This is a genomic window from Paenibacillus intestini (assembly GCF_030803945.1).
Lineage (GTDB): Bacteria > Bacillota > Bacilli > Paenibacillales > Paenibacillaceae > Paenibacillus > Paenibacillus polysaccharolyticus.
The window spans coordinates 12,763-35,360 of the sequence record NZ_JAURUN010000011.1 but is presented as its reverse complement, the minus strand read 5'-3'; the positions used below and the strand labels follow the sequence as shown (position 1 = coordinate 35,360).

Below are 22,598 nucleotides of genomic sequence, written 5' to 3'. Positions count from 1 at the left end.
TCTTATACCTGTCCGAGCACAATTTTATTCATCACCGCGTGCTGAATCATCTGGACAAAAGCATCGATGTGTTGCATGCCTTGATCTCCCTGACCGTATGCCCGGACAGAGGCGGATGAGGCATTTTTCTCTTGTTCACCAAGTACGAGCGAATAAGGGACTTTTTCCATTTGGGCTTCCCGAATCTTATAGCCTAGCTTCTCGCTGCGTAGATCGGTTTCCACACGGATACCCGCTGCCCGTAGCTTACTTTGCACCTCAAGTGCATAGTCGGCATAATGATCCGATACGGGAATTAGCTTAACCTGCACAGGGGCCAGCCAGAGTGGAAACGCACCTGCATAGTGCTCAGTCAAAATGCCGATAAAACGGTCAATCGAGCCATAGATGGCTCTATGAATCACGACTGGGCGGTGTCTCAGACCGCCTTCACCGATATAAGAAAGATCGAATTTCTCCGGCATCTGAAAATCAAGCTGGATCGTTCCGCACTGCCAGCTTCGCTTCAGCGCATCAAGTATGTGAAAGTCGATCTTCGGCCCGTAAAAGGCGCCGTCGCCTTCGTTAACGCGATATTCCACACCGCGGGCGTCTAACACATTGCGTAACGCCTGTTCCGCCTGATCCCACAATTCTTCCGAGCCCATGGAATCTTCGGGGCGTGTGGAGAGCTCGATTTTATAATCGAAGCCAAAAATATCGTACATCCGTCCAATCAGGGAGATGGCCCGATTAATCTCGTCTTCAATCTGTTCAGGCATCACATAGAGATGGGCATCGTCCTGACAGAACGTCCGCACCCGCATCATACCATTCAGGGCTCCTGAGAATTCATGACGGTGAACCTGACCGAATTCCATCATGCGAATCGGCAATTCGCGATAGGAATGCAGTGTGTTTTTGAAAATCAGCATATGTCCTGGGCAATTCATTGGTTTTAAGGCAAATGTAGCGTCATCCACGTCCGCAAAGTACATGTTATCCTTGTAGTGCTCCCAGTGACCCGACTGTTCCCACAGTCGGTTGTTCATCATGAGCGGAGTACGAACCTCCTGGTACCCTTCCTGCAATTGCAGTTCCCGTGAAAATTGCTCCAGCTCTGTACGAACTGTCATGCCTTTGGGTAGATAAAAGGGCATGCCAGGCGCTTCCTCAGAGAACATAAATAGCTCCAGCTCTTTGCCAAGCTTGCGGTGATCCCGCTTTTTCGCCTCTTCCAGCATGTGAAGATGTTCCTGCAACTGGGCCTTGTTCGGAAAAGCAGTGCCATAGATACGCTGCATCATTTTGTTGTCGGAATTTCCACGCCAGTAGGCACCAGCGACATTCAGCAGTTTAAAGGCTTTGATAAGGCCAGTGGATGGGAGATGAGGCCCGCGGCACAAGTCAAAAAACTCACCCTGCTCATAGATTGAAAGTTCAGCGTCTTCTGGCAGATCACGAATAAGTTCCAGCTTGTAAGGGTCATGGATGGCTTCGAATCGCTCCAAGGCTTGCACCCGACTAACCACTTTGCGGCGGATGGGCCAATTTTCCTGAATAATCTTGTTCATTTCCCGCTCGATGGCATCTAGGTCACTGATGGAGAGGGACTGCTCCAGATCTACATCATAGTAAAATCCATCTTCAATGACCGGACCGATACCCAGCTTCACGTGGTCTGCGCCATATAACCGTTTAAGTGCCTGTGCCAGCACATGTGCTGTGCTGTGACGATATCGGTGCAGACCTTCCTCGCTATCCAGTGTAACAATGATGAGTTCGCAGTCCTGCTCCAGTTTTTCGCTCAGATCGACATTCTGGCCATTCACGATCCCACCGATCGCCTGTTTACCAAGACTTGTGCTAATCGAAGAGGCAACTTCGCCTACAGTGATGCCTGCTTTGTAACTACGTACAGCACCGCCTTGCAACTGGACTTCAATCTTTTCAATCGACGATTTGGCTGCCAACGACTCAGACACTTCTGCGTGCTGATCACCCAAGGATAAATGCTCGCTTGCATACTCATTTTTTTCTTGACTCATGTGAACCACTCTCCAATATATTTGTGATGGAAGCGCAAAAAACACCCGTCCCGGAGAAGGGACGAGTGCGCTTGGCTCGTGGTTCCACCCTAATTTGGTTATGTTGCATTCTGCTCTCGGCCAGCCGCCGCAAACAGAACCATCATAACCCTCATTGGAATCCGTTAACGGGGATCAGGCGGTGAACTCTACTGACCGTACGAGTAACTATCTTGCGAAATCATCGATTGGAGTAATCTATTGAAATGATCTGCGCAATATCTGTACATCGTCGGAGGTTCGAGACCACGGCTACAGAGGGGTAACTTGAATTCGTTCGCTGAAGAAGGTTTCACCAATCCCTTCTCTCTCTGGGCAGCACGCAATGCAAATCATGTCTCTGGTCATCGCTAAATATGAAGGATGCAACGAGTTGAATAACACAGGGATATTTCAGATCTGTTGATCCTGTAGTGTGCAAAACTTAATGTAACCATCGGAACAGGTGTTACTTGAGAACCGATTATATAGACTGAAAATGGAAAGGTCAAGTGGAATATTCAAATGCAGGCTAGCCCATTTCTTATGCATTTTGCATCCAGATTAATCGAATCGTTGTTCCTTCTCCAGGTGTGGAAGACACTTCAATTCGACCTTTCATTGCCTCAATTAAGCCTCTGGTGACAGCCATGCCGAGTCCTGATCCAACATCACTTGTTCCCGTATCTGTACCACGGTAATACCGTTCAAATAGCTTCCACACGGTTTCGGGGCTCATGCCTCGTCCATTATCGGCAAACTCGATTGTAAATTCACCGTCACGTTCACCCGCCTCGACACGAACAACGAGGACAGACTCGGATGGGTTGTGCAGCAGAGCATTAGCGGTGAGATTATCTACAATCCGTTCAAAAGAAGGAACGTGTACTAGCCCATAGACAGGCGCGTCTGCAGATTGAAAGACAATACGTCCTTCACCGTACGCAGGGTTGCGCTCGGCTCGCTGCACGAGATTACGAAGTAGCGTATTTACGTCATTTCGTTCAACCTCAGGTTGATATCCTCCACTCCGCAACCGATAGGTCATCGCAAGATCGTTCACAAGTCTGTCCATATACATGGATTTGTCGATCATGATGCCTGCGAATTCTCGAACTTCTTCAGCCGTCCAGGTGTATTTGTCCGTTTCCAGCATATGCGCGTATCCCTGAATGGAGGAAAGAGGTGTCTTGAGATCATGCGTGATGCCAGCGATCCATTCCTCTCGAAGGGAATCGGTTTGTTTCCGTAGTTCCTCATCCTGCTTGAGTGTATGGGACAAAGCTTGCATGGAGTGGAGTACGTCGCCATACACTTGGTATTTACGTTTCCATTTTCCATTGCGGCGTTGGCTCCGCGGAATACCTGCTGCCCCGGTTGGTTCCTCATACTGTCCTTTCTCCAGACGTTGCAACCACTGAAGCATGTGCAGCATCGGAGCACCGAATCGATTAGCGTACCATAAAGCGAGTAAAATCAGCAGCGCAACGATGGACAAGATTAGGACGATTAGCGCCGGTTCAAGAATAAAAGCGTATGGATTCTGTTTCTCAACGACAGTTGAATCAATCCGTACACTTACCATCCAGGTCGTTTCGTTTTGGTTATCGTACCATGTGGCGACCGATATGCCTGAACGATTCGGGTAACGAACTTGGAGAACGAGATCCTGAATACTGTACTGGTTCGGCACGCCTACGGCCGGTTTGTTATAAGAGTCGATTTCTTTTCCATAAGGGTCCAATATTTGGATGTAGGCATCTGCTTTGCGAATCGTTTCTTGCTCCGCAGGTTTCACAGTCAGTTTGCCGCCCTCATACGACAGCTTTGGACGGATCTCATCAAGTAAGGATTTGGCCGCATTTCGCTCTCCGTATAACAACGTAAAATATTTCCCGTCCTTCTCCCGGATCAGCATGGATAGCTGGTATGGAAATTCTTTATTACCTTCCGAGTAGGCAATTAATTCGCCAGGTTTGTAGTGAGCAGGCACATCGGAAGGAACGTGATAATCGTCAATAACAAAACCTTTTTCATCGAGCACCTGCAGCCAGCCCTGATTTTTATCGACTTGCTTCAATAGTTCGGGATCATAGCGTATGGTATTGTCCGGCATGATCTCCGCTGAATTAATGAGCTGATCCAGTCCGTTAACTGCGAAGTCATCTACAATATTCACTTCATTCACTTTTTGCAAAACCCAAATGGTAGCCAGTGATCCTAGCAAAATAATCAGAATGACCGTGCCAGTGAGCATACCGATGAAGCGAGTTAATAACTTACGGCGAATACTCATGTCCGTGACAGGTTGCTAGGCTGGATCAGTTTGTACCCCAAACCGCGCACATTAACAAGAAAAGCCGGATTGGAAGGATCTTTTTCAATGCGTTCCCGAATGCGGTGGATATGCACCATAACGGTGTTATCGTCGCTAATGGCTTCTGAACCCCACACCCGTTCATACAGTTCAGACTTGGTGAAGATTCGGTTCGGATGTTTGCAGAAGAAGAGAAGCAACTGGAACACCAGTGCCGGGCAGGTTACAGCCTGTCCTTCAACGCGAAGCTCCCCAGCCAGTTCGAATACTTGGAATCGTCCAAAATCATAAATGCCTTGTGATAGGTCAGAAGATGACGTATTTACGTGTGATGGAATGTTTTGTTGTTGCTGCAAAACGACTGTCTTAGAAGGCAAATAGCGATTAAGCAACGATTTAATTCTTGCAACAACTTCCAGCGGGTTAAACGGTTTGACGACATAATCATCACCGCCAACGGCAAATCCGGTCAGTTTGTCATAGTCCGTTGTTTTGGCGGTTAGAAACAGGATAGGAGCATCTGTGACCTGCCTTAGAAAAGGGCAGATTTCCAAGCCGCTTTTCCCTGGAAGCATAATATCAAGCACGATACAATGATACGTTTTGTTGTTGCATGCTTCGAGCGCTGCTTCACCTGTAGTGACCGTATCAATATCGAGAAACTTTTCTTTGAGCAGTACGGTTTTGAGCATATGTAAAATCGCTTGTTCATCATCAACAAGCAGTAGTGAGACATGATCCATGATGTAATGCTAACCTCCTTCTTAACTCTCTTTCTTGGTATATTGCCCATCATAACATTCTTGAGACCAATTGGAAGATAGGTTGCCTTAACAGAAGCTTAATTATAAAGCTTAGGTAGGGCGATAAATTTAACTAGATGTAAGTGAAGGTTAGACAAACCATAAGACTCATGATGTAGATTTGAGGTAAGTAAGAAAAGATAAACAGAAAGGGTGTTGAATGATGAATAGGAAATGGAAACTACTCCTTCTAACCGTGACAGCATGTGCTGTACTCTCTGCTTGTACAAGTAACAAAATTACCTCCGACGAAGCAGAGCAGGCTGAGAAGCAAGCTACAGAACAGGTAAAGGATCAAAAGGATAACGGTGACACTTCAAGCAAAGAACAAAATGATGGTTCGACAGCTCAACAGGTAACACCAGATAATCTCATGGATACATTGACGAAGGGCTCCAAAGATGCCATTTATAATCAGTTTACTCCTGACATGAAGCAAGCTGTTTCCTTGGAAGATTTCAAGGCGTCTGCTGACAGCTTTTTGAAAGGAGTGAAGTCGTGGAAGCAGGTGGTAGATTCTGAGATGAATGGTTTGACGGAACATGCGTGGACAGACGATTCAGGAACCAAGGGGATCCTCGCTTATTTTACAGAAGATCATCAGATTGCCGGATTAAGCATTACTCCACTGGAACCACATCCCGATACAGATAACAAGCTGACCAAGACTGAGTTTCAGTTCCCGATGAAAGGAGAGATGTATGTCTTCTGGGGAGGTCATAGTGTTATGGAGAATTATCATTACGAGCATGAAACACAGCGCTATGCACTCGATATTGTTCAGACGAAAGACGGGGCGAGTTATCAGGGCGATGCCAAGGATAATGCTAACTATTATGCGTTTGGTCAGCCGCTCTATGCTGCTGCGGATGGTACGGTAGTTGAGATCAAAAATGATATCGAGGATAATGTACCCGGCGTGATGAATCCGGAAGAACCGGCGGGTAATTATGTGGTTATCGATCATGGCAATAAAGAATACAGTATCACGGGCCATATCAAAAAAGGCAGTGTAGCGGTGAAAAAAGGGGAAAAAGTCAAGCAGGGGGATCACATCGGGGATCTGGGTAATTCGGGCAACTCCAGTGAAGCTCACTTGCACTTCCAGGTATCCGATGGTCCAGACCTGTTCACGTCACGTTCCCTCAATATTCGCTGGGCCGATCAGAGCCAGGAGTTGACAAGGGGGAATACCGTTCAGGGACTGCCGGAGTAAGCGGGTAAGACGGCACTATTGTTGGCTAACGCTTGTTGTGTAGGTATGGATATTCTACATGCTGTACGCCAGCTTCCTTTTTCCATTATAATAGCGTCTATAATTAATTATAGTCTTGAACTTGGTTGTGAATGAGATTAGAGCTGGATAAGGTGAAAATTTTATTTACACTTTAACGGAGAGGACAGAAAAAACCTGAAAAAGTGAAGCTAAAAGCTTTCTGCAAGAAAGCTACATCGGAAGCATAAGCTTAGCGCCTTTATCACCGGATTTTTCCCTTTGGAAAAGGGAATCAAAAAAATCTGGGGATAACAGCGATTGAAAGGTTATTCTGTCATTGGAGTGGACTGTGTAAATTCTTAGTTCAACTTATAGAGGTCAATGGAGGAATAGGGAATGGCACTGGAAAAGGTACAGATCGAATATGCATGTCTCGAAGACTTGCCGAGAATTGTAGAGATTTATAATTCAACTATCGAGAGCCGCATGGTAACGGCGGATTTGGAGCCGGTGACGGTAGAGCAGCGTTTGCCATGGTTTAATGAGCATACACCGGATCGTCGTCCTCTATGGGTCATGAAACGGGATGGGCAGGTTGTCGCATGGGCCAGTTTGAGTTCGTTTTATGGGCGACCAGCATACAATGGGACGGTAGAAGTCAGTGTATACGTCGATCAGCAGTGCCGTGGAATTGGGGCCGGTGGGTTGCTGCTGAATACGGTATTCGAGGCTTGTCCTGAGCTGGGAATCACGACGATTCTAGGATTTGTATTCGGGCATAACGAGCCGAGCCTGGGGTTATTGCGCAAGCATGGCTTCGAACAGTGGGGATTTTATCCGGAAGTGGCGGTGCTGGATGGCGTGGATCGAGACCTTGTGATTCTGGGCAAAAAAGTTGGAGCTGATCACCGCCTGAAAGAGGCGCAGATTTAAATAAAGAAAAAACCTCCGTATCCACTATAAGTGGAATGCGGAGGTTTTTTGCTTATTTTACAAACCACGAACCCATTTACAGTCCCAGTTGCTGCTTGATCTCTCGAATCTGTCCCAGATGACGTTCCTCGTGGTAGCTTGTAAAATCGATCCATTGTGCCAGATCCAATTCACCGAACGCCGGGTGAGGGAACGACTTACTACGTAACAGGGCAACATCATGCTCGCGTGCAAACTGTTCCAGTGCTTGATGGGACTCAGCCAGATCCCTACGAATATCCGCAAGTCTCTCAGGCTCAGTTGGTGGTTGCACATGAGGAGGGGCTTCGACAGATCTGCTGCGGTCCAGAGACATTTCATAAGGCTTTTTCTCAATGGACACATTCTGTTCTTTTTCCACTGCAAGACGAGCTTGCTTGGTGATGACATTTTCCATCAGATTCAAGTGCCGTAACACTTGCATAATGCTCCACTGTTCCGGGGAAGGTTTCCGGTTCAATTGATCTTCATCTAACCCGGAGATAGCCTCCCAGATTTGGTTACGTATTTCGTCATTACGTTCAAACATCATAAACATCCTCTCTTTAGGTTTATTACAATAACATTACTGTTTCTATATGTCCAACCGAACATATAAGACCCTGTTTAACCAGCATAAAACACAAAATGAGCAAATGCGAACTTTACCTATATTACCCCTTGTTAGGTGAACTTGAGGAAAAAATAAAAAACATACCCTTAAATTGGGTATGCTGAATTGTATACAACGGCTTTCATAAAACGAAAAAAAGATTGACGGGCACACCCCGGCAAACTATAATCGGTAACAAGTAACTTGATATGTAAGGAGTCCTGACATGATATGTTAGTAATCGACGAGGTGTATCACCATACAGCATTGCAAATATCATCGTCCGATCTATTGTACCTTATCGAACGGTTGAAGGTCAAAAAAGAAAATGAGATCGAAACGCTAAAGCAGAAGATTGAACAGTTTGAACAAAAACGACGAGCCGAGGAAGTGGCTTATCAGTCGCTGTCTCCTGTTCGCAAATGGTTTGCGGGACGTCCGGCTTCTCATCACCAAGCGGTGGAATACATGGTGCAGGTGAAGGAACGATTCCGCAAGATGGAGCAGATTCGCAGGCGCATCCGTGATCTTGATCAGATTATGGAACGTATTCAGAGCGCTGATCATAATCGGCAGGAAGAGATTGAGCTTTCGCCTGAAATTATCCGCGAGATCAGACAGCTTAGTGAAACGGAGGATGTGCAGGCATGACTTTGGAAACGTTAAGCTCCGGGATCGACACGGTCTGGGTTGTTCTCAGCGCAGCGATGATTTTGTTGATGGAGGGCGGATTTGCCCTGCTGGAGGCTGGGTTTGTACGTTATAAAAATAGTGTGAATATTATCATGAAAGTATTTGCTGATATTACGATTGGCACATTATTGTTTTACGCGATTGGTTTTGGCTTGATGTATGGTTCAGATGCTGGAGGGTTTATTGGAGTGACAGGTTTTTTCCTGAATGGTGATCTCTCTCATCTGAACGTTCCGGTATCCCTGGAGACGTTTTGGCTATTCCAAGCCGCGTTCACGATTGCGGTCATTTCAATCGTATCCGGTGCCGTAGCTGAACGGATTAATTTCCGTGCATACCTACTATATATCATCCTGATGACGGCGATTATTTATCCGATTGGTGGACACTGGGCTTGGGGTGGCGGCTGGCTCAGTCAGCTCGGTATGCAAGATTTCGCCGGTTCAGCGGTGATTCACGCACTGGGCGGTTTCTCTGCACTGGCGGCAGCTATTATTATCGGGCCACGTAAAGGGAAATACACACCACTTGGTGTAAGTGCGATTGCATTGCCAAGCAATCTGCCACTGGCATCGGTAGGTGCTTTCCTGTTATGGTTTGGCTGGTTTGGGTTTAATGCGGGAAGTACATTGAGTGCGACGGATGTCAGAATCGGTCACATCGCCATCGTTACGATGCTATCCGCAGCTGCGGGTGGTGCGGCTACGTTGCTCTATACCTTGTTCCGCTTTAATCGTTCCGATGCACCGTCCGTGATTAACGGTTCACTTGCTGGACTGGTAGGCATCACAGCAGGCTGTGCATTTGTAGGTGATCTGGCAGCAATATTCATCGGCGCAGTCTCCGGTCTGTTGATGATGGCTGCTACGAACTGGCTGGATCGCATGCGCATTGATGATCCGGTAGGTGCTTTCCCGGTTCATGCCGTTTCGGGAATGTGGGGGACGGTTGCTGTAGGTCTGTTTGCCACGGACGGAGGTTTGTTCATGGGCGGCGGCTGGAAGTTGCTTGGTGTTCAGGTGCTGGGTCTGACTGCACTGGTCGTCTGGGGATTCGCAATGACCTGGTTCGGACTGAAGCTCATTGGCAAAGTGGTTCCTGTCCGTTCGACCGAGGAAGAGGAAGACCTTGGTCTGGACATCAGTTATCATGGGGTGATGGCTGCGCACCAGTCGCATGAATTTCTGGATGGCGAGGAGCATATGATTGCTTATCAGCAGAAGTCCTCTGATTCAAATCGATAACAAAAGTATATGAAAAGATAGGGGCTGACGAAGGTCAGCCTCTTTTTTACACAGAAAGCAGGGAAAAAAGACAAGGCGGAAGAATATACAGGTGTGAACGTGAATAAGTCTCAGCATAGGTGTAACGTCAAAAAGGGAGGATCTATATGATTAAGCCGGAACAATGTGAACGTCTGACTAGAAAAGCACGTAAAACCCTCGAAGAAGAATACGGTCTCGGTGCTGTTGCCGATCTGGTGCTGGATGCTGGGCGCTGGGGTATTCGCCTGGATGTGTCCACAACGGATGAATATCGCAGAACAGGAAATTCGCGTGTTGGCGGACATCCTGATCTGCCGGATGATCTGGACTGGCCGCTTACGAAGGACGGGGTGCCAATGACTTTTCTGGCCCAGCTGAATATGGTGGATTTGTCTCCGTATACACCGAATGACGGGCGCGGAACGTTGCCGGAGCGGGGTATGTTGTACTTTTTTATTGGCAGTGTGGATGCAGCTTATCCGATTGAACATCGAGTGATCTATGAACCATCTACATATAATCTTGTAAAACGCGAACCGGACGGGGCCACTGCTCTGGGGGGAGAACCTACGATAGCGCATTCGGTTACCGTCTTGCCTAACCTTGAGCTTCCTACATATGCGTACATAGATGCTGCGGCGTTGGATGAACAGGGGAAAGCCTCAGAGGCAGTTTCCAATTCAAAGGGAGCTCTCGGAGGCCGTTGGCTAGACCGTTATCTGGAATTCGAATCAGACTGGAATCACCCAAGCCCGCTTAATTGGGGCGGCATGTTTGGTTACCCCGATGGGCAGCATCCCGATGCAGAACACCGGGCGTTGAGTTATATTGAGCTGGGTGAGGCACACAACGGCAGTGAGCAGGAATGTGTGAAGAAGCTGACCGCGCATTACGATGGAGAAGAAGAGCGCACGTGGGAGGAATTATCGGACACACTGCTGCTGTTAAAAATAGATACGAATGATGCTATCGGTTTTCAGTGGCTGGATTGCGGTGAATTACAGTTCTTCATTCGAGGTGCTGACCTGGAGGCTGAGCAATTTGATCATACATGTTGTTCGATTTATTCCAGTTAAGTTTTAGTTCATTTTTATTACCCAGGCCAACTGCCATTCCATAAATTAGGTGAATATTTATTCAATAGCTGTAACAAAATGTCCTGAATCCCCGTTTATAAGAGGAGGAGGGACTTTTTTTTGTGCGCATATGTTAATCAGAGGCGCCGGCGTGTTTAAATAGTTAAAGGAAGTACATAGGTTGAAATGAGATCATATGTTCTATATAATGGGATGAAAAGGAAGTGATAATATTGATTCAGTCTGCATTCAAACATATTGATACGGCGGTTGCATCATTAGTTGATATTTGCGATCAGTTAAGTGAAGAAGATTTGGACCTGACTCCGATTGAGGGCAAGCGTTCTATAAGGGAGTTACTTTCGCATCTAGCGTTAGTCTGTCGCGCAGATCTGTACATATCCGAAGGTGCATCAGAAGAGGAAATGACTCGATTTTATCAAGAGAACCGCGTGTGTTCTGTGAACCAGATCAAGGATTCTCTCATAGAGAACCGGAACTTCCTATACCAGCGTTACATGCAGTTTACGACGGAAGAATTGCTTCATGTAACAACATCCTATTGGGGTGCTTCCTATAGCCGTCTGGAATGGTTACTTGAAATGATGGGGCATATGTACCATCACAGGGGACAACTCTATACGATGTTAACCTTGACGGGAAGAGAACCCAAGACAGCGATGTTTGCCTAAACGAATACATATCATCAATACATATCAGGTTAATTCCAAAGTGGTATACTGTGAACAGATAGATTGCATTAGTAGTTGGGTTAACCGATGTAGCATTTGTGAAGCAGAAAGGAAAAATGCCGTGGCACAACCAGCATCCATACTGCTTGTCGATGATGAGCAGGATATTATTAAACTGATGGAAATTTATTTTGGCAATGAAGGGTACCGGATTTTTACTGCGAATGACGGAATACAGGCTCTAGAGGTGCTTAAGACGGAAGACATTGATCTCATTATTCTGGACGTCATGATGCCCAATATGGACGGAATCGAAGCCTGCATGAAAATTCGCGAAGAGCAGAAAATGCCAATTATAATGCTGTCTGCAAAAAGTACGGATATCGATAAAATAACCGGTTTAAGCATCGGCGCTGATGATTATTTAACCAAGCCGTTCAATCCGCTTGAGCTTGTGGCGAGAGCTAAATCCCAGCTTCGCAGATACCATACGTTTAATGAGGGCAGGGAGAGCAAGGAGCATGAATGGATCATTGATGATCTGATTATTAATACAGACACACATGAAGTGTGGCTGGATGACAAACCTGTGCATCTTACACCCCGGGAATTTGCAGTGCTTGAACTGCTCGCAAGGCATCAAGGATCGGTACTTAGTATGGAACAGATTTACCGCCAAGTCTGGAAAGAAGAATTCATGGAGTCTAACAACACGGTTATGGTGCACATTCGTAAACTTCGTGAGAAGATTGAGCATGACAGTAAACATCCGAAGTTCATTCAGACCGTATGGGGTGTCGGATATAAGATGATTAAACCGATTTAGGTTGTACGTCACAAGCAGGGAGTTTCTACCATGAATTCGAAATGGATTAATACGGTACGCTGGAAGTTTATTTACGCATTTCTGTTAAGTGGCATTTTGACTGCGGTGATATTGTATGGAGCAGGCAAAGTGGGCGAGACGATTCTGGAAAATCAGCAATATCCGAATTATACGATTCCCGGGCAAGTGGTTCGCTGGCTAGTGAATCATATTGGCTCTGTTCCGCTGATGATTGCTGTAGGAATCATTAGTTTTGTGCTGTTTTTCTTTCTGTTCACCCGCAAAGTGATGGTTGTACTGGATGAGATCACGGCGGGTATCCAGGAAGTAGCCAAAGGAGAACTGTCACATCGGATTGCGGTGAAGACTTCGGATGAGTTTGGTGTTGTTGCGGCGAGCATCAATCAGATGGCGGAACAACTCCAGAGATCTCTTCAGGAAGAACGGAGTGCAGTTGCAGCCAAAAATGATCTGATTACAGGCATCTCGCATGATTTGAGGACACCCTTAACCTCGATTCTTGGATTTTTGGAGTATATCGAGAAGGATCGGTATCAGGATGAATTAGAGATGCGTTATTACGTCAGTATCGCTTATGAGAAATCTCTGACTTTGCGCAAGCTCATTGATGATTTGTTTGAATATACTCGAGTCAGCGGCGGAAGTCTGCCGTTGTCTTTAAGACCACTGAATCTGACCCCGTTCCTGATGCAACTCGCCGAAGAATTTGCTCCAATGCTTGAAGAAGCAGGCATGACCTATACGATCGTTGGAGGCCAAGAGCCACTATGGATTCAGGCTGCTCCGGGAGAACTCGTTAGAGCCTATGAAAACTTGTTCAGCAACGCGATTCGATATGGCGCTAAGGGCAAAGTAATGGAAATTGGCCTTGTTCTTGAAGAGGGAGAAGCTGTGGTGCGTATTAGTAATTACGGGGAACCGATTCCCGCTCAGGACTTGCCACATCTGTTTGAACGTTTCTATCGGGTAGATAAATCACGTTCTCGTGATACAGGAGGCACAGGATTGGGACTTGCCATTGCCAAATCCATGATAGAACTGCATCAGGGGCAGATTGCCGCTTATAGCGATCAGGGCCGGACGGATTTTGTTACCCGTTTTCCGGCCATAAAACCACCCGTCCATACGCCATTGGAAGAGTAGGAAGAGTAGAATGTTCATATCATACCTCTCATATTAAGCTTTGGATATGTAAATTAAGAATTTGATAAGAAGTTAACAACGCTTCTTTAAGAACTATTCGGTATGCTACCTCTATCAATCTGTTCGAAGTATGAGGAGGGTACCGAAGATGAGTTCAAGATTTAACACCGTTCGAATGAAATACATCTATATTTGCGGAGCAAGCGCGGTTCTCAGCATCGTGCTTCTTTTTGTTATGTACCAGATCATGAGATTAGCTTATCGCTTGATGTTCCATGAAGCTGTCTGGTTTACCGACCTTGTACATTGGAGTATCAATCATATAGGAAAGAAACCGATCGGGTTGCTTATGGGCGGAGGTTTGTTTCTTTTATTTTTCTGGATTCGTTCTCAGAAAATAAGCGAAGACATGCAAGCTCTTGTGCGGGGAACTAATGAACTTGCTAAGAGCCGGAATCCTGCACCCATTCAAATCCTGAGCGGTGGTGAGCTGCGGCAATTGAGTGATCAGATTAATGCGATTGCGGCGCTTACAGCGAATAAAGATTGCTCTGAAATGAAGGTTAAATCAGAGGAACCATCATGTTAAATGTGAAGATGAAACGTTCCATATATCGACTGTACGATGTTGCTGTTATTGTAGCGGTTCTACTAGTGCTACTGTACATCTATTTGTTTTCGTATGGAAAAATGGTGATTCGCCATCAACCGGAAGTTATGCATCAAGTGTCATCAACCGTCATTCTGGATGAGGCTGGACAAGAGATCATCAGGTTGACGACACCAAACGGAGGATATATGGCGTATGCCGATCTGCAAGAAATGCCGGATATGCTAAAACAGGCCTTTTTAGTGACCGAGGATCGGCGTTTCTACCGACATGCGGGTCTAGACGTCATGGGTGTTGGCAGGGCAATGGTAGAAAATATACTACATATGAATTGGAGCCAGGGCGGGAGTTCGATCACACAGCAACTGGCTAGAAATCTGTATCTGAACGCCAACAAGAACTTCATCCGTAAAATAAACGAGTTATCCATTGCGATCGAGATGGAAACGAAGTATTCGAAGGACGAAATCCTGGAAATGTATCTGAACCGGATTTACATGGGACGGCAGCAGTATGGAGTCAAGGCAGCAGCATGGCGTTATTTCGGTGTGAAAGATTTGAAACGGTTAAAACTCTGGCAGATCGCCACGCTCGCGGGTATTCCCAAGGGGCCTTCTATATACAATCCGGTGGATAACGAGATTCTTTCCCAAGAGCGACGTAATGTCGTTCTCTCCATGATGCACGAACAGGGAATCATTACGAGCAAACAGATGCAAGAGGCTGTAGCTGTTGAATACCAAGCACCTCCTCCCAATATGGCGAGCCTTTCAACGACACTTACGTCCCCAATGGAGAAGCCTTCCTATACGTCTGCCTTAGATGCAGTTTTGCAGGAGGCTTCACTTCTCACCGGCAAGGGTGAGGACGAGATTCGTTCCGCAGGATGGACCATTCGAACGGGCTTGAATGCAAGTGTGCAGCGGGCAATGGAGGAAACATTCGCGGAGCATGTCTGGTTTCCGGATGACCGAGAAACTCAACAGGTACAGGCCAGTATGGTAATACTTGATCAACATAACGGTGAAGTGAAAGGAATGATGGGTGGACGAAATCCTGTGAAGGGAGATATGAATCGTGCTATGAAGGATGCAAGGCAACCAGGATCCGTATTTAAACCCGTCATCGTCTATGGCCCTGCATTGGAGTCCGGACAATTCGAGCCATCAAGTATGCTTCCTGACCGACCTACGCGTTACGGGAATTACCAGCCGGGCAATGTGGGAGGAAGGTACAGAGGTACGGTATCTTTGTCGGAGGCGCTGCAAAAATCAATCAATGCGCCTGCGGTTTGGTTGTTACACGAGATCGGGTTGAACCAAGCCAAAGGGTTCGCTGAGCGACTAGGAATTCAATTACAGGATGAAGATATGAATCTGTCCGTTGCTCTTGGGGGGATACATCAAGGTGTCTCGCCGCTCAAGCTTGCACAAGCATATGCTGTTTTTGCCAATGAAGGGAGATTCAATCGTGCACACCTTATACACGAAATAACGGATGCCCGAGGGCAAATTATCTATAGCCATCGCTCAGAGAACAAACAAGTTATCACGAGGCGAACGGCTCAAGAAATAACGAACATGCTGCAGCTTGTCGTGAGCCAAGGAACAGGAAAGCGTGCCCAGTTGCCTGATGATCATGTGGCTGGCAAAACGGGTACGACACAAGCCGCATTGCCGAATGTGCCCAAGCAAGCAAATCGGGATATCTGGTTTGCCGGATATACAAGGAAATGGACGGGGGTCGTGTGGATGGGATTCGATTATACGGATGCGAAACATTACTTAAAGTCAGGAAGCGGAACTGCCGCTGAGCTGTTCGGAACGGTGATGAAACGTAGCAACCAATAAAGGAAAGGGCTAAGGAAACGGGAAGGTCAATGTATACTCGTGCTCGATCTGTAAGAGGATATCCTCCTTTTTATAACACAACATACAGATATTAAGTTATAATAGATGCTCTTCTATTTTTCTAAGGAGGGTATCATGAATATGAATCGTTCATACGGTAAGCAAGATGAGGATGTAGATATGGTTTCGTCCAAAAGTGGCACCAGGCCTGAACTTCCAGGTATTTCGGGTTTGGGCGGCTGGTTGATTTTAATTCAGATTAGTCTTTGGGCTTCACTGGTATTTTTACTCTCGGATATCTCACAGGTCGCGGTGATCATGGATCCGGCACGATGGGAAGGAAGTCGGGGCATCGACCCGCAGCTGTATACGGAAGTCATAAGGCCGTTGCTGTGGTTTGGATTCATTAGTAGCGTTATTTTGTCTGTCATCGTTGTTGTGAATCTTGTTCTTTTATACCGTAAAAAGCGGCTTTTCCCACGTTTGATGATTGTACAGTACATTGTCAATCTGATAATTGGTATCGCTACCTGGATTCTTATTGCCCAGAACGAGGTGGGAAGGGAAGAACATGTGCTGGATGCGACTCCTGCTTTTAACCTGATCATTCGCTCACTGCTGACGTGCTGTATTTTTATCCCGTATTTTCTGAAGTCGGTACGTGTGAAAAATACGTTTATCAAGTAAAAGAGAAAGCCCATAGCCTACAAGAACGGAGCTAAGTCAAAACTCCAGCTTGCAGACCATGGGCTTTTTTTGCTTGGTAGCAACTTCCATTGGGAGGTTCATTTGGAGGTGGACTTGATGCGGTTTGAACGGGAAAGGCTCTGAATCATCTGGTTTAATACCTCGGATAGTACAAGTCCTACGGCGATAGCACCTGATAACATAAGAGCTTTGGCGGCCATCTCCATGGCAGCACTGTAGTCATTTTGTACAAAACTACGCATCGCATTATACGCCAGTCCTCCCGGCACGAGAGGAATGATACCTGCCACGCTAAAAATAATGACAGGTGCCCGGAACATGCGAGAAAATAGCTGACTGATGACACCAACAGCAATCGTTGCGGCCAGTGTGGCCGGGACAGCATCTGCTGCATACTCCAGTACAATATAAATGATCCAGCCAATCATCCCGACAAATCCGCCGTGAAGCAGCATCCGTCTTGGCGCATTAAAAATAATGCCAAACGCAGCCGAAGCAATGAAGCTGGTTAAAGCTTGTCCTATAAAATGGAGCATTTCTTGCAACCCTCCGTCTTACATCAAAAGTGAAAATACAACAGCAATGCCTGTACCGATGGCAAAAGCAGTCAGAAAAGCCTCGGCGCCCTTAGATAAGCCGGATACGAGATGCCCAGCCATCAGGTCGCGCACGGCATTGGTAATGAGTAGTCCCGGCACGAGCGGCATGACAGAACCGATTATGATTTTGTCCCGCTCAAAGCCTGCACCGACATACACGAGGAAAAAGGCGAGCATGCCGATGACAAAGGAGGCTGTAAGCTCGGCAAAAAATTTGACGCGCACCCAGCGGTGAAAAAGAATGACCGCAGCGTAACCGATTCCGCCGCAGAGTAGTGCCGGAAGAAAATCTCCCCAGCCTCCGCCGAACATGATTGTGAAGCAAGCACTGGATAAGGCAGCGGCCCCTAGCTGGACAGCATACGAATAACCGGAAGGCTTGCGTTCGATCTCCAGCAGCAGCTCATGGGCTTCCTGAACGGTTAGTTGCCCTTGTCCGATGCGACGTGAGACGGCATTCACTTCAGACACTTTATCGAGGTCCGTGGTGCGCTCCGAGATGCGAATCAGCTTCGCGGGTTCCGTGGCATCCACCGAGAAAAAGATGCCCGTGGGCACCACATAACTATGTGAATGTGGCAGCCCCAAGGCAGCGGCCATCCGCTTCATCGTATCTTCAACGCGGTACGTTTCGCCGCCGCTTTGCAGCATGATTTTCCCAGCAAGCAGACAGATAGCGATGACTTGGGATTGCTCAGACGGCTCAGTAACAGGGTGTTGACTTTTGTTACGCATCTCCGGTTCGGATTCAACAGGAGAAGAGGGGTCATGACGTATGTATTCCAACCGGATCAAACTCCGTTTCATATGAAATAAGGCAAGGTACCGACACCATTGTATCATATTTCACACGCTCACAAGCAATCCCGGCACATGGAATAAAAAAGCTTCGCCCAATCCTCGAAAGGAAAGAGACGAAGCCCTTTTGGCTTACATTAACAAGGTGATGACGAGCAATTCATACAGCACCAGCGGTAGAATCGTTGGGCCAAACAAAGCACGCGGTTCAGGGTAACCATGCATTGGTGTCACTTGAAGGTACAGTATTCCGCGGTCTGCACTAATAATGACTCCTTCCCAAACCTGACCATCGATGTTCTGAACTTGCACTTTCTTGCCGATATGCTGACGAGCCGTATGGTGCAGCATGTTCCGCACATTTTGCACGGATTGCAGCATCGGTTGATTGGCCTGATATACAACACGTGTGGTTGGTGTGGATGGCGATTCAGACATGATGCACAACCCTTCCTCGAAATAAAATCCTTCTTACTTCAAGGTATGCATCTGCCTACAAAAGGTGATTACACATATGACATGTGCAGAGTTCCACGACCGCTTTCGTAACTGACCTGACCCACTGCGCCATTCACAAAAGTCATCTGAGGTGGAATGTGACCGAGATCCACATCATACAGCAGAGGCACGGTCAGATCGCCAAGCGCAGAGGAGAGGGCATCGGTAAACGTAAAATCGGCTGTGTCCGAATAACCGGCAGGCCGTCCAAACAGGAAACCGTTCGCCCCGGCAAACCAGCCAGCTTGTCTCATCTGCCACAGACGGCGATAGATATCACTTGCGTCCATCTCACAGCTTTCCAGATACCAGATCGTTCCTTCGTCAGCGCAGTACTGATGCAAATAGTCTTCTACCGGTGCAAAAGGAGTGCCGATCAGGCAAGTGATGGTGTCCATACAGCCCCCAATTAACCGTCCTGAGAAGCGAACAGAGTCACTTAGTGTTTCAGATGCTCCAAGCTGCTTCCAGCAAGATGGCGTATCTAGATTAAAGCCGGGCAGTCCCATATTCCATTCGGATTGATAATGGGTAGAAGATACTTGTGTGATCTCTTCGTCAGCTTTCGTCTGCAGCACATCAATCCAGCGAGCCGTAACCGGATCTAATTCATTTGTCCGAAGATCAACATAATTCGTACCATGAGCTGAGGCAGAGCCGGTCAACAACGTATAAGCAAACAAGAAAGTGCTGATATCGGAGTAGCCGAGCACCCATTTAGGTGGTGACTTCTTCATTGCTTCCCAGTCCAGCAGTGGCAGAGTATCCATCAGAAACTCTCCGCCCCATGGGGGAATAATGGCCTGTATCCCGGGATCAAGCATAAATGCGTTCAGTTCTGCCGCGCGAGATTCTTTGGGAGCACTCACACATTTGGAATTGTTACGCAGGGAAGGACTTTCCTTTATGTTGAAGCCGAGACGCTCCATATGATGTTTGCTGTCTTCCAAATGACGATGCATAGACTCGCCTACACCACTGGACGGTGCGGCTACACCAATCGTATCGCCCTTCACGAGTGGTTGCGGATAACGGATGGAACTCGGGTTCATATATAACACACCTTTCCCACTTGAGCTGAAGTTGCTCATGATATGACTTCATAATATTTCCATCATTATACAGCAAACTTTTACGAAAGACAGCTCATTGGAGGCAATCTATCAAGGATTTACAGGGATTTCGAGTGAAAAGGGTGACTTTACTTTTGACGGATAGGTAGCAATTTTCATCTGAAGCTGACCCTGTAATTTTGCACCATGTTCGATGGTGATTGAAACCGTGGTGTGATCCTGATCTTTTCCATAGCCCGGACTCCAGCTTGCACCAGGGGTTTGATAAGTTTTACCCGTACTGTCTTTCACTTTGCTGAAACCGAGTACGAAACTATCTTCCATGCTGTCAGGAACAGAGAAATCAACAATAAGATTTTTGCCCTCTACTTTGCTGCCCAGCATCTTAAGACCGGAAGGGCCTCCCGTAATCTCACGTGTTTTCAGGTCGAGGCTGAAATCAAGCTCTTTTTTATCCAGACCTGAGAATCCAGAGCCTTGTAAGGTCAGCTTTTTGGGTTTGGAGAAATACATGCTTTCAAAATAAATGGAACGTGTATCCTCCCCAATGGCGGTGTCGGTTCTCCAGGCACGTCCTTGTTCATCCACGAGTTGCAAATCGCTGAGACCAAAGATTTTTTTGCTGTTGTTTGGGTCGATCTGTACGTCAAGTACCAACCGGGTTGGATACATGGTGGCCTGTTTTACCTGGATACGCTGTCCATCAACGACCAAGGTTTCGTTTACAGGGATAACCTTTTTCATGCCCTTGGTTAAATTTTTATCGACTGGCATCGTTACCTTCCACACGCCTGGATTGGCTTTGTCTCTCGATTTGAATACCACTGTTAACACATCCGGAGGGGGGGCTTGGTCGGTAAAAATAACATCAATATAGTTTTCATACACTGGATCATCTGAGTCAAAGTGGATTGTAGAATAGCCAAAACCAACAGGAAGATCTTTACCGTTTCCATCCAGCAAATCGATGTCATAGTCGAATTTTTCTGTATTTTTCATGCCTTTCATCTTATAAAAAATAACCATGCGTGAGTCGTCTGTAATAATGCCTTCCACGGTTACGGAACCCCCATCATGCTCGTCGGTGATCCCGACTTTTTGCAACAGGGACTGATCAATCGCCATCATCAATCCTTTGTCTTGCCGGATCAGATTGACGACGCCTTCCATTCCAGGCAGTTGCTCGACAAAGGACGCAAAGGCAGGGGATACCCGAATACAGCCAGTGAACAATAAAATCAGGGCTGCTGCGGAGATGGAGCTGGTCAGCCAGCGTAATCTGGTTTTTCGTTTACGGGAAGCTTGTTGAATCCCGGCCTTTACAGCTCGGGAAGTTGCTGTATCCGGTACGGGCATCGTATCGTATTCGGCTTTGCGTGCTTGAAGACGGGTCTCCAAAGCTTCGAACGGATTTTGTTCGTCGGTCATGATAAGAGCTCTCCTTTCGGTTCAAGTTGATCCCGGAGCTTGCCAAGCGCGCGGTGCAGTCGTGATTTGACCGTGCCTGCCGGAATTTCGAGAATGTCAGCGACTTCAGTTAACGAGAAACCTTCGAAATAACTCAGAATAATAATTTGTTTGTATTCCGGTTCAAGTGCAGCTACCGCAGCGGCAAGATCCGGATCTTCGGGACGATCCCAGCGGCCGGATTCACGGATCTCGGTTACGGGACTGAACCGGATTTTGCGTTTGCGTTCATCTGCACAGTAGTTCAGAAGGATGCGGATTAGCCATGTACTGAAATAGGTAGGTTCTTTCAGTTTTTTGAGTTTGCGGTATGCGCGGTAGGTTGCTTCCTGTATCGCTTCCAGTGCATCGCCCTCATTATGCAGATACGCATAGGCGATCCGGTACAGGCGGCTCTGATGCATCTCCATTAAGGCTGCAAACGCTGCAGCATCCCCTTTTTGTGCAGCTCGCGTAAGTTCGGTAGGGGTCACAAGGCTCCTCCTTTGCTTATGTTGTTTCGTATTAGACAGAGAAAGTTGCCAAACGGTTCTTGTTTTTTTGAAAAAAATGTTGTGCATGTTGATCTTCAGAAAGTTTCGTTGCATTATACAGCAAAAACCGTCAGCCCTCTCATGAGCATTACGGCTCCAGGAAGAGTCTGACGGTTACAAGTATGATCTCGAATAGCCTTCTAGGTACGATGCCGAGTCTCAAGTGTAGCATGAGTCCCAAGTATAGTACGGATTCACATCGTTATCGCGGCTTATATCTATCCCGCTTAGGATAGCTTTGCCATCGCTTGCTCCAGACGAGCAGCGACAGAGGTATGACCACGTTGCTTCGCAATATCTAGTGCGATTTCACCGGATGTGTTAGATGCTTTGACATCGGCTCCATATTCAAGCAGCAAGTCTATAATGGCTGTCTGATCGGTATGAAAGGCAGCCGTGTGAAGGGCTTGCTGTCCATCACTGTCAAGGGTGCTCGTGGATGCGCCATGTTCCAGCAATAGCTTGATCACTTCCACTGAACGCTCTCCAGCGAGTGCGGCGTGTAGCGCTGTGTTGCAGGGAATGAAGGAGATAAGGGAATGAGAGATCGCATTCACATCCGCACCGTGTTCAATAAGGGCATGTACGCTCTCCGTGCTTCCAAAATGTGCGGCATATCCCAGCGGTGTCAATCCATCCTTGTTTTCCGTGTTGGCCAGTTCTGGTTGTACAGCTAGCAGGGACTTTACTTTTTCCGCATTATTCTGCTGTGCAGCTTCAAATAACTGTTCCAATGGTTCTAGCTGCTTTGTATTCTGATCTGTGTCTTTCATCTGTGAAAACCTCCTCTTTCGTATCTGT

22 protein-coding genes are annotated in these 22,598 nt (G+C 47.0%); 11 read left to right on the top strand and 11 right to left on the bottom strand.

Features of this window, described 5'->3' with window-relative positions:
• Positions 1-2 precede the first annotated feature (2 nt).
• From thrS to J2T16_RS23485, 3 genes are all read right to left on the bottom strand, one after another.
• The gene (gene thrS, locus J2T16_RS23495) at positions 3-2,027 is read right to left on the bottom strand and encodes a threonine--tRNA ligase (RefSeq protein ID WP_499019381.1); all 2,025 of its coding nucleotides are present in this window, start codon (positions 2,025-2,027) and stop codon (positions 3-5) included.
• 562 nt (positions 2,028-2,589) lie between these two features.
• Positions 2,590-4,341, bottom strand: a complete 1,752-nt coding sequence (locus tag J2T16_RS23490) for a sensor histidine kinase (protein ID WP_221787246.1) — start codon at positions 4,339-4,341, stop codon at positions 2,590-2,592.
• The gene (locus tag J2T16_RS23485) at positions 4,338-5,105 is read right to left on the bottom strand and encodes a response regulator transcription factor (protein ID WP_221787239.1); all 768 of its coding nucleotides are present in this window, start codon (positions 5,103-5,105) and stop codon (positions 4,338-4,340) included. Before J2T16_RS23485 ends, J2T16_RS23490 begins: the two co-directional genes overlap by 4 nt.
• Positions 5,106-5,328: 223 nt before the next feature.
• On the opposite strand from J2T16_RS23485, the gene J2T16_RS23480 reads away from it, so the two are divergent.
• Together J2T16_RS23480 and J2T16_RS23475 are read left to right on the top strand one after the other, a co-directional pair.
• Positions 5,329-6,381, top strand: a complete 1,053-nt coding sequence (locus tag J2T16_RS23480) for a M23 family metallopeptidase (RefSeq protein ID WP_499019380.1) — start codon at positions 5,329-5,331, stop codon at positions 6,379-6,381.
• Positions 6,382-6,777: 396 nt separating this feature from the next.
• The gene (locus J2T16_RS23475) at positions 6,778-7,314 is read left to right on the top strand and encodes a GNAT family N-acetyltransferase (protein WP_154887320.1); all 537 of its coding nucleotides are present in this window, start codon (positions 6,778-6,780) and stop codon (positions 7,312-7,314) included.
• A gap of 76 nt (positions 7,315-7,390) precedes the next feature.
• On the opposite strand, the gene J2T16_RS23470 is transcribed toward J2T16_RS23475, so the two are convergent.
• Entirely contained in the window at positions 7,391-7,882 is a 492-nt protein-coding gene (locus tag J2T16_RS23470; RefSeq protein ID WP_341181762.1) for a DinB family protein, read from the bottom strand.
• A gap of 294 nt (positions 7,883-8,176) precedes the next feature.
• Between J2T16_RS23470 and J2T16_RS23465 the strand changes: the two genes are divergently transcribed.
• The 9 genes from J2T16_RS23465 (at position 8,177) to J2T16_RS23425 (ending at position 16,808) form a co-directional block, all read left to right on the top strand.
• Positions 8,177-8,596 (top strand): hypothetical protein, encoded by a 420-nt coding sequence (locus J2T16_RS23465; protein WP_221787233.1) that lies wholly within the window; start codon positions 8,177-8,179, stop codon positions 8,594-8,596.
• On the top strand, positions 8,593-9,882 hold the full coding sequence (locus J2T16_RS23460; RefSeq protein WP_090917973.1) for an ammonium transporter: 1,290 nt from the start codon (positions 8,593-8,595) through the stop codon (positions 9,880-9,882). Before J2T16_RS23465 ends, J2T16_RS23460 begins: the two co-directional genes overlap by 4 nt.
• Before the next feature lie 146 nt (positions 9,883-10,028).
• Entirely contained in the window at positions 10,029-10,979 is a 951-nt protein-coding gene (locus J2T16_RS23455; protein WP_336122041.1) for a DUF1963 domain-containing protein, read from the top strand.
• Positions 10,980-11,203: 224 nt separating this feature from the next.
• On the top strand, positions 11,204-11,671 hold the full coding sequence (locus tag J2T16_RS23450) for a DinB family protein (RefSeq protein WP_244159254.1): 468 nt from the start codon (positions 11,204-11,206) through the stop codon (positions 11,669-11,671).
• Positions 11,672-11,792: 121 nt separating this feature from the next.
• Complete coding sequence (locus J2T16_RS23445) at positions 11,793-12,497, top strand: response regulator transcription factor (RefSeq protein WP_090917965.1); 705 nt, start codon at positions 11,793-11,795, stop codon at positions 12,495-12,497.
• 30 nt (positions 12,498-12,527) lie between these two features.
• A complete protein-coding gene (locus J2T16_RS23440) occupies positions 12,528-13,661 on the top strand; it encodes a sensor histidine kinase (RefSeq protein ID WP_336122043.1) in 1,134 nt (377 codons plus the stop codon).
• 148 nt (positions 13,662-13,809) lie between these two features.
• Positions 13,810-14,250 carry a hypothetical protein gene (locus J2T16_RS23435; RefSeq protein ID WP_336122044.1) on the top strand — a complete coding sequence of 147 codons (441 nt, stop codon included), beginning with the start codon at positions 13,810-13,812 and terminating at the stop codon, positions 14,248-14,250.
• A gap of 8 nt (positions 14,251-14,258) precedes the next feature.
• Positions 14,259-16,121 (top strand): transglycosylase domain-containing protein, encoded by a 1,863-nt coding sequence (locus tag J2T16_RS23430; RefSeq protein WP_499019407.1) that lies wholly within the window; start codon positions 14,259-14,261, stop codon positions 16,119-16,121.
• 135 nt (positions 16,122-16,256) lie between these two features.
• A complete protein-coding gene (locus J2T16_RS23425) occupies positions 16,257-16,808 on the top strand; it encodes a DUF2569 family protein (protein ID WP_336122046.1) in 552 nt (183 codons plus the stop codon).
• 98 nt (positions 16,809-16,906) lie between these two features.
• Here J2T16_RS23425 and J2T16_RS23420 read toward each other — a convergent pair whose 3' ends face one another.
• The 7 genes from J2T16_RS23420 to J2T16_RS23390 form a co-directional block, all read right to left on the bottom strand.
• Complete coding sequence (locus J2T16_RS23420) at positions 16,907-17,365, bottom strand: threonine/serine exporter family protein (protein ID WP_090917956.1); 459 nt, start codon at positions 17,363-17,365, stop codon at positions 16,907-16,909.
• Positions 17,366-17,383: 18 nt separating this feature from the next.
• Positions 17,384-18,163: a threonine/serine exporter family protein gene (locus J2T16_RS23415; protein ID WP_090918438.1), complete on the bottom strand. Its 780-nt coding sequence runs from the start codon at positions 18,161-18,163 to the stop codon at positions 17,384-17,386.
• Between the two features lie 195 nt (positions 18,164-18,358).
• Positions 18,359-18,664, bottom strand: coding sequence for a hypothetical protein (locus tag J2T16_RS23410; RefSeq protein ID WP_145328501.1), 306 nt, complete (start codon positions 18,662-18,664; stop codon positions 18,359-18,361).
• 68 nt (positions 18,665-18,732) lie between these two features.
• On the bottom strand, positions 18,733-19,776 hold the full coding sequence (locus J2T16_RS23405; RefSeq protein ID WP_499019379.1) for a S66 family peptidase: 1,044 nt from the start codon (positions 19,774-19,776) through the stop codon (positions 18,733-18,735).
• A 111-nt stretch (positions 19,777-19,887) separates the two neighbouring features.
• Entirely contained in the window at positions 19,888-21,225 is a 1,338-nt protein-coding gene (locus J2T16_RS23400) for a DUF4179 domain-containing protein (RefSeq protein ID WP_499019378.1), read from the bottom strand.
• Positions 21,222-21,737: a sigma-70 family RNA polymerase sigma factor gene (locus J2T16_RS23395; RefSeq protein WP_244159253.1), complete on the bottom strand. Its 516-nt coding sequence runs from the start codon at positions 21,735-21,737 to the stop codon at positions 21,222-21,224. Before J2T16_RS23395 ends, J2T16_RS23400 begins: the two co-directional genes overlap by 4 nt.
• A 287-nt stretch (positions 21,738-22,024) precedes the next feature.
• The gene (locus tag J2T16_RS23390; protein WP_221787208.1) at positions 22,025-22,570 is read right to left on the bottom strand and encodes an ankyrin repeat domain-containing protein; all 546 of its coding nucleotides are present in this window, start codon (positions 22,568-22,570) and stop codon (positions 22,025-22,027) included.
• Positions 22,571-22,598: the final 28 nt, after the last annotated feature.

Coding starts and splice junctions, on each gene's coding strand:
- thrS (WP_499019381.1), bottom strand. CDS start 2,027: ATGAGTCAAGAAAAAAATGAGTATGCAAGCGAGCATTTATCCTTGGGT.
- J2T16_RS23490 (WP_221787246.1), bottom strand. CDS start 4,341: ATGAGTATTCGCCGTAAGTTATTAACTCGCTTCATCGGTATGCTCACT.
- J2T16_RS23485 (WP_221787239.1), bottom strand. CDS start 5,105: ATGGATCATGTCTCACTACTGCTTGTTGATGATGAACAAGCGATTTTA.
- J2T16_RS23480 (WP_499019380.1), top strand. CDS start 5,329: ATGAATAGGAAATGGAAACTACTCCTTCTAACCGTGACAGCATGTGCT.
- J2T16_RS23475 (WP_154887320.1), top strand. CDS start 6,778: ATGGCACTGGAAAAGGTACAGATCGAATATGCATGTCTCGAAGACTTG.
- J2T16_RS23470 (WP_341181762.1), bottom strand. CDS start 7,882: ATGTTTGAACGTAATGACGAAATACGTAACCAAATCTGGGAGGCTATC.
- J2T16_RS23465 (WP_221787233.1), top strand. CDS start 8,177: ATGTTAGTAATCGACGAGGTGTATCACCATACAGCATTGCAAATATCA.
- J2T16_RS23460 (WP_090917973.1), top strand. CDS start 8,593: ATGACTTTGGAAACGTTAAGCTCCGGGATCGACACGGTCTGGGTTGTT.
- J2T16_RS23455 (WP_336122041.1), top strand. CDS start 10,029: ATGATTAAGCCGGAACAATGTGAACGTCTGACTAGAAAAGCACGTAAA.
- J2T16_RS23440 (WP_336122043.1), top strand. CDS start 12,528: ATGAATTCGAAATGGATTAATACGGTACGCTGGAAGTTTATTTACGCA.
- J2T16_RS23435 (WP_336122044.1), top strand. CDS start 13,810: ATGAGTTCAAGATTTAACACCGTTCGAATGAAATACATCTATATTTGC.
- J2T16_RS23430 (WP_499019407.1), top strand. CDS start 14,259: ATGAAACGTTCCATATATCGACTGTACGATGTTGCTGTTATTGTAGCG.
- J2T16_RS23425 (WP_336122046.1), top strand. CDS start 16,257: ATGAATATGAATCGTTCATACGGTAAGCAAGATGAGGATGTAGATATG.
- J2T16_RS23420 (WP_090917956.1), bottom strand. CDS start 17,365: ATGCTCCATTTTATAGGACAAGCTTTAACCAGCTTCATTGCTTCGGCT.
- J2T16_RS23415 (WP_090918438.1), bottom strand. CDS start 18,163: ATGCGTAACAAAAGTCAACACCCTGTTACTGAGCCGTCTGAGCAATCC.
- J2T16_RS23410 (WP_145328501.1), bottom strand. CDS start 18,664: ATGTCTGAATCGCCATCCACACCAACCACACGTGTTGTATATCAGGCC.
- J2T16_RS23405 (WP_499019379.1), bottom strand. CDS start 19,776: ATGAACCCGAGTTCCATCCGTTATCCGCAACCACTCGTGAAGGGCGAT.
- J2T16_RS23400 (WP_499019378.1), bottom strand. CDS start 21,225: ATGACCGACGAACAAAATCCGTTCGAAGCTTTGGAGACCCGTCTTCAA.
- J2T16_RS23390 (WP_221787208.1), bottom strand. CDS start 22,570: ATGAAAGACACAGATCAGAATACAAAGCAGCTAGAACCATTGGAACAG.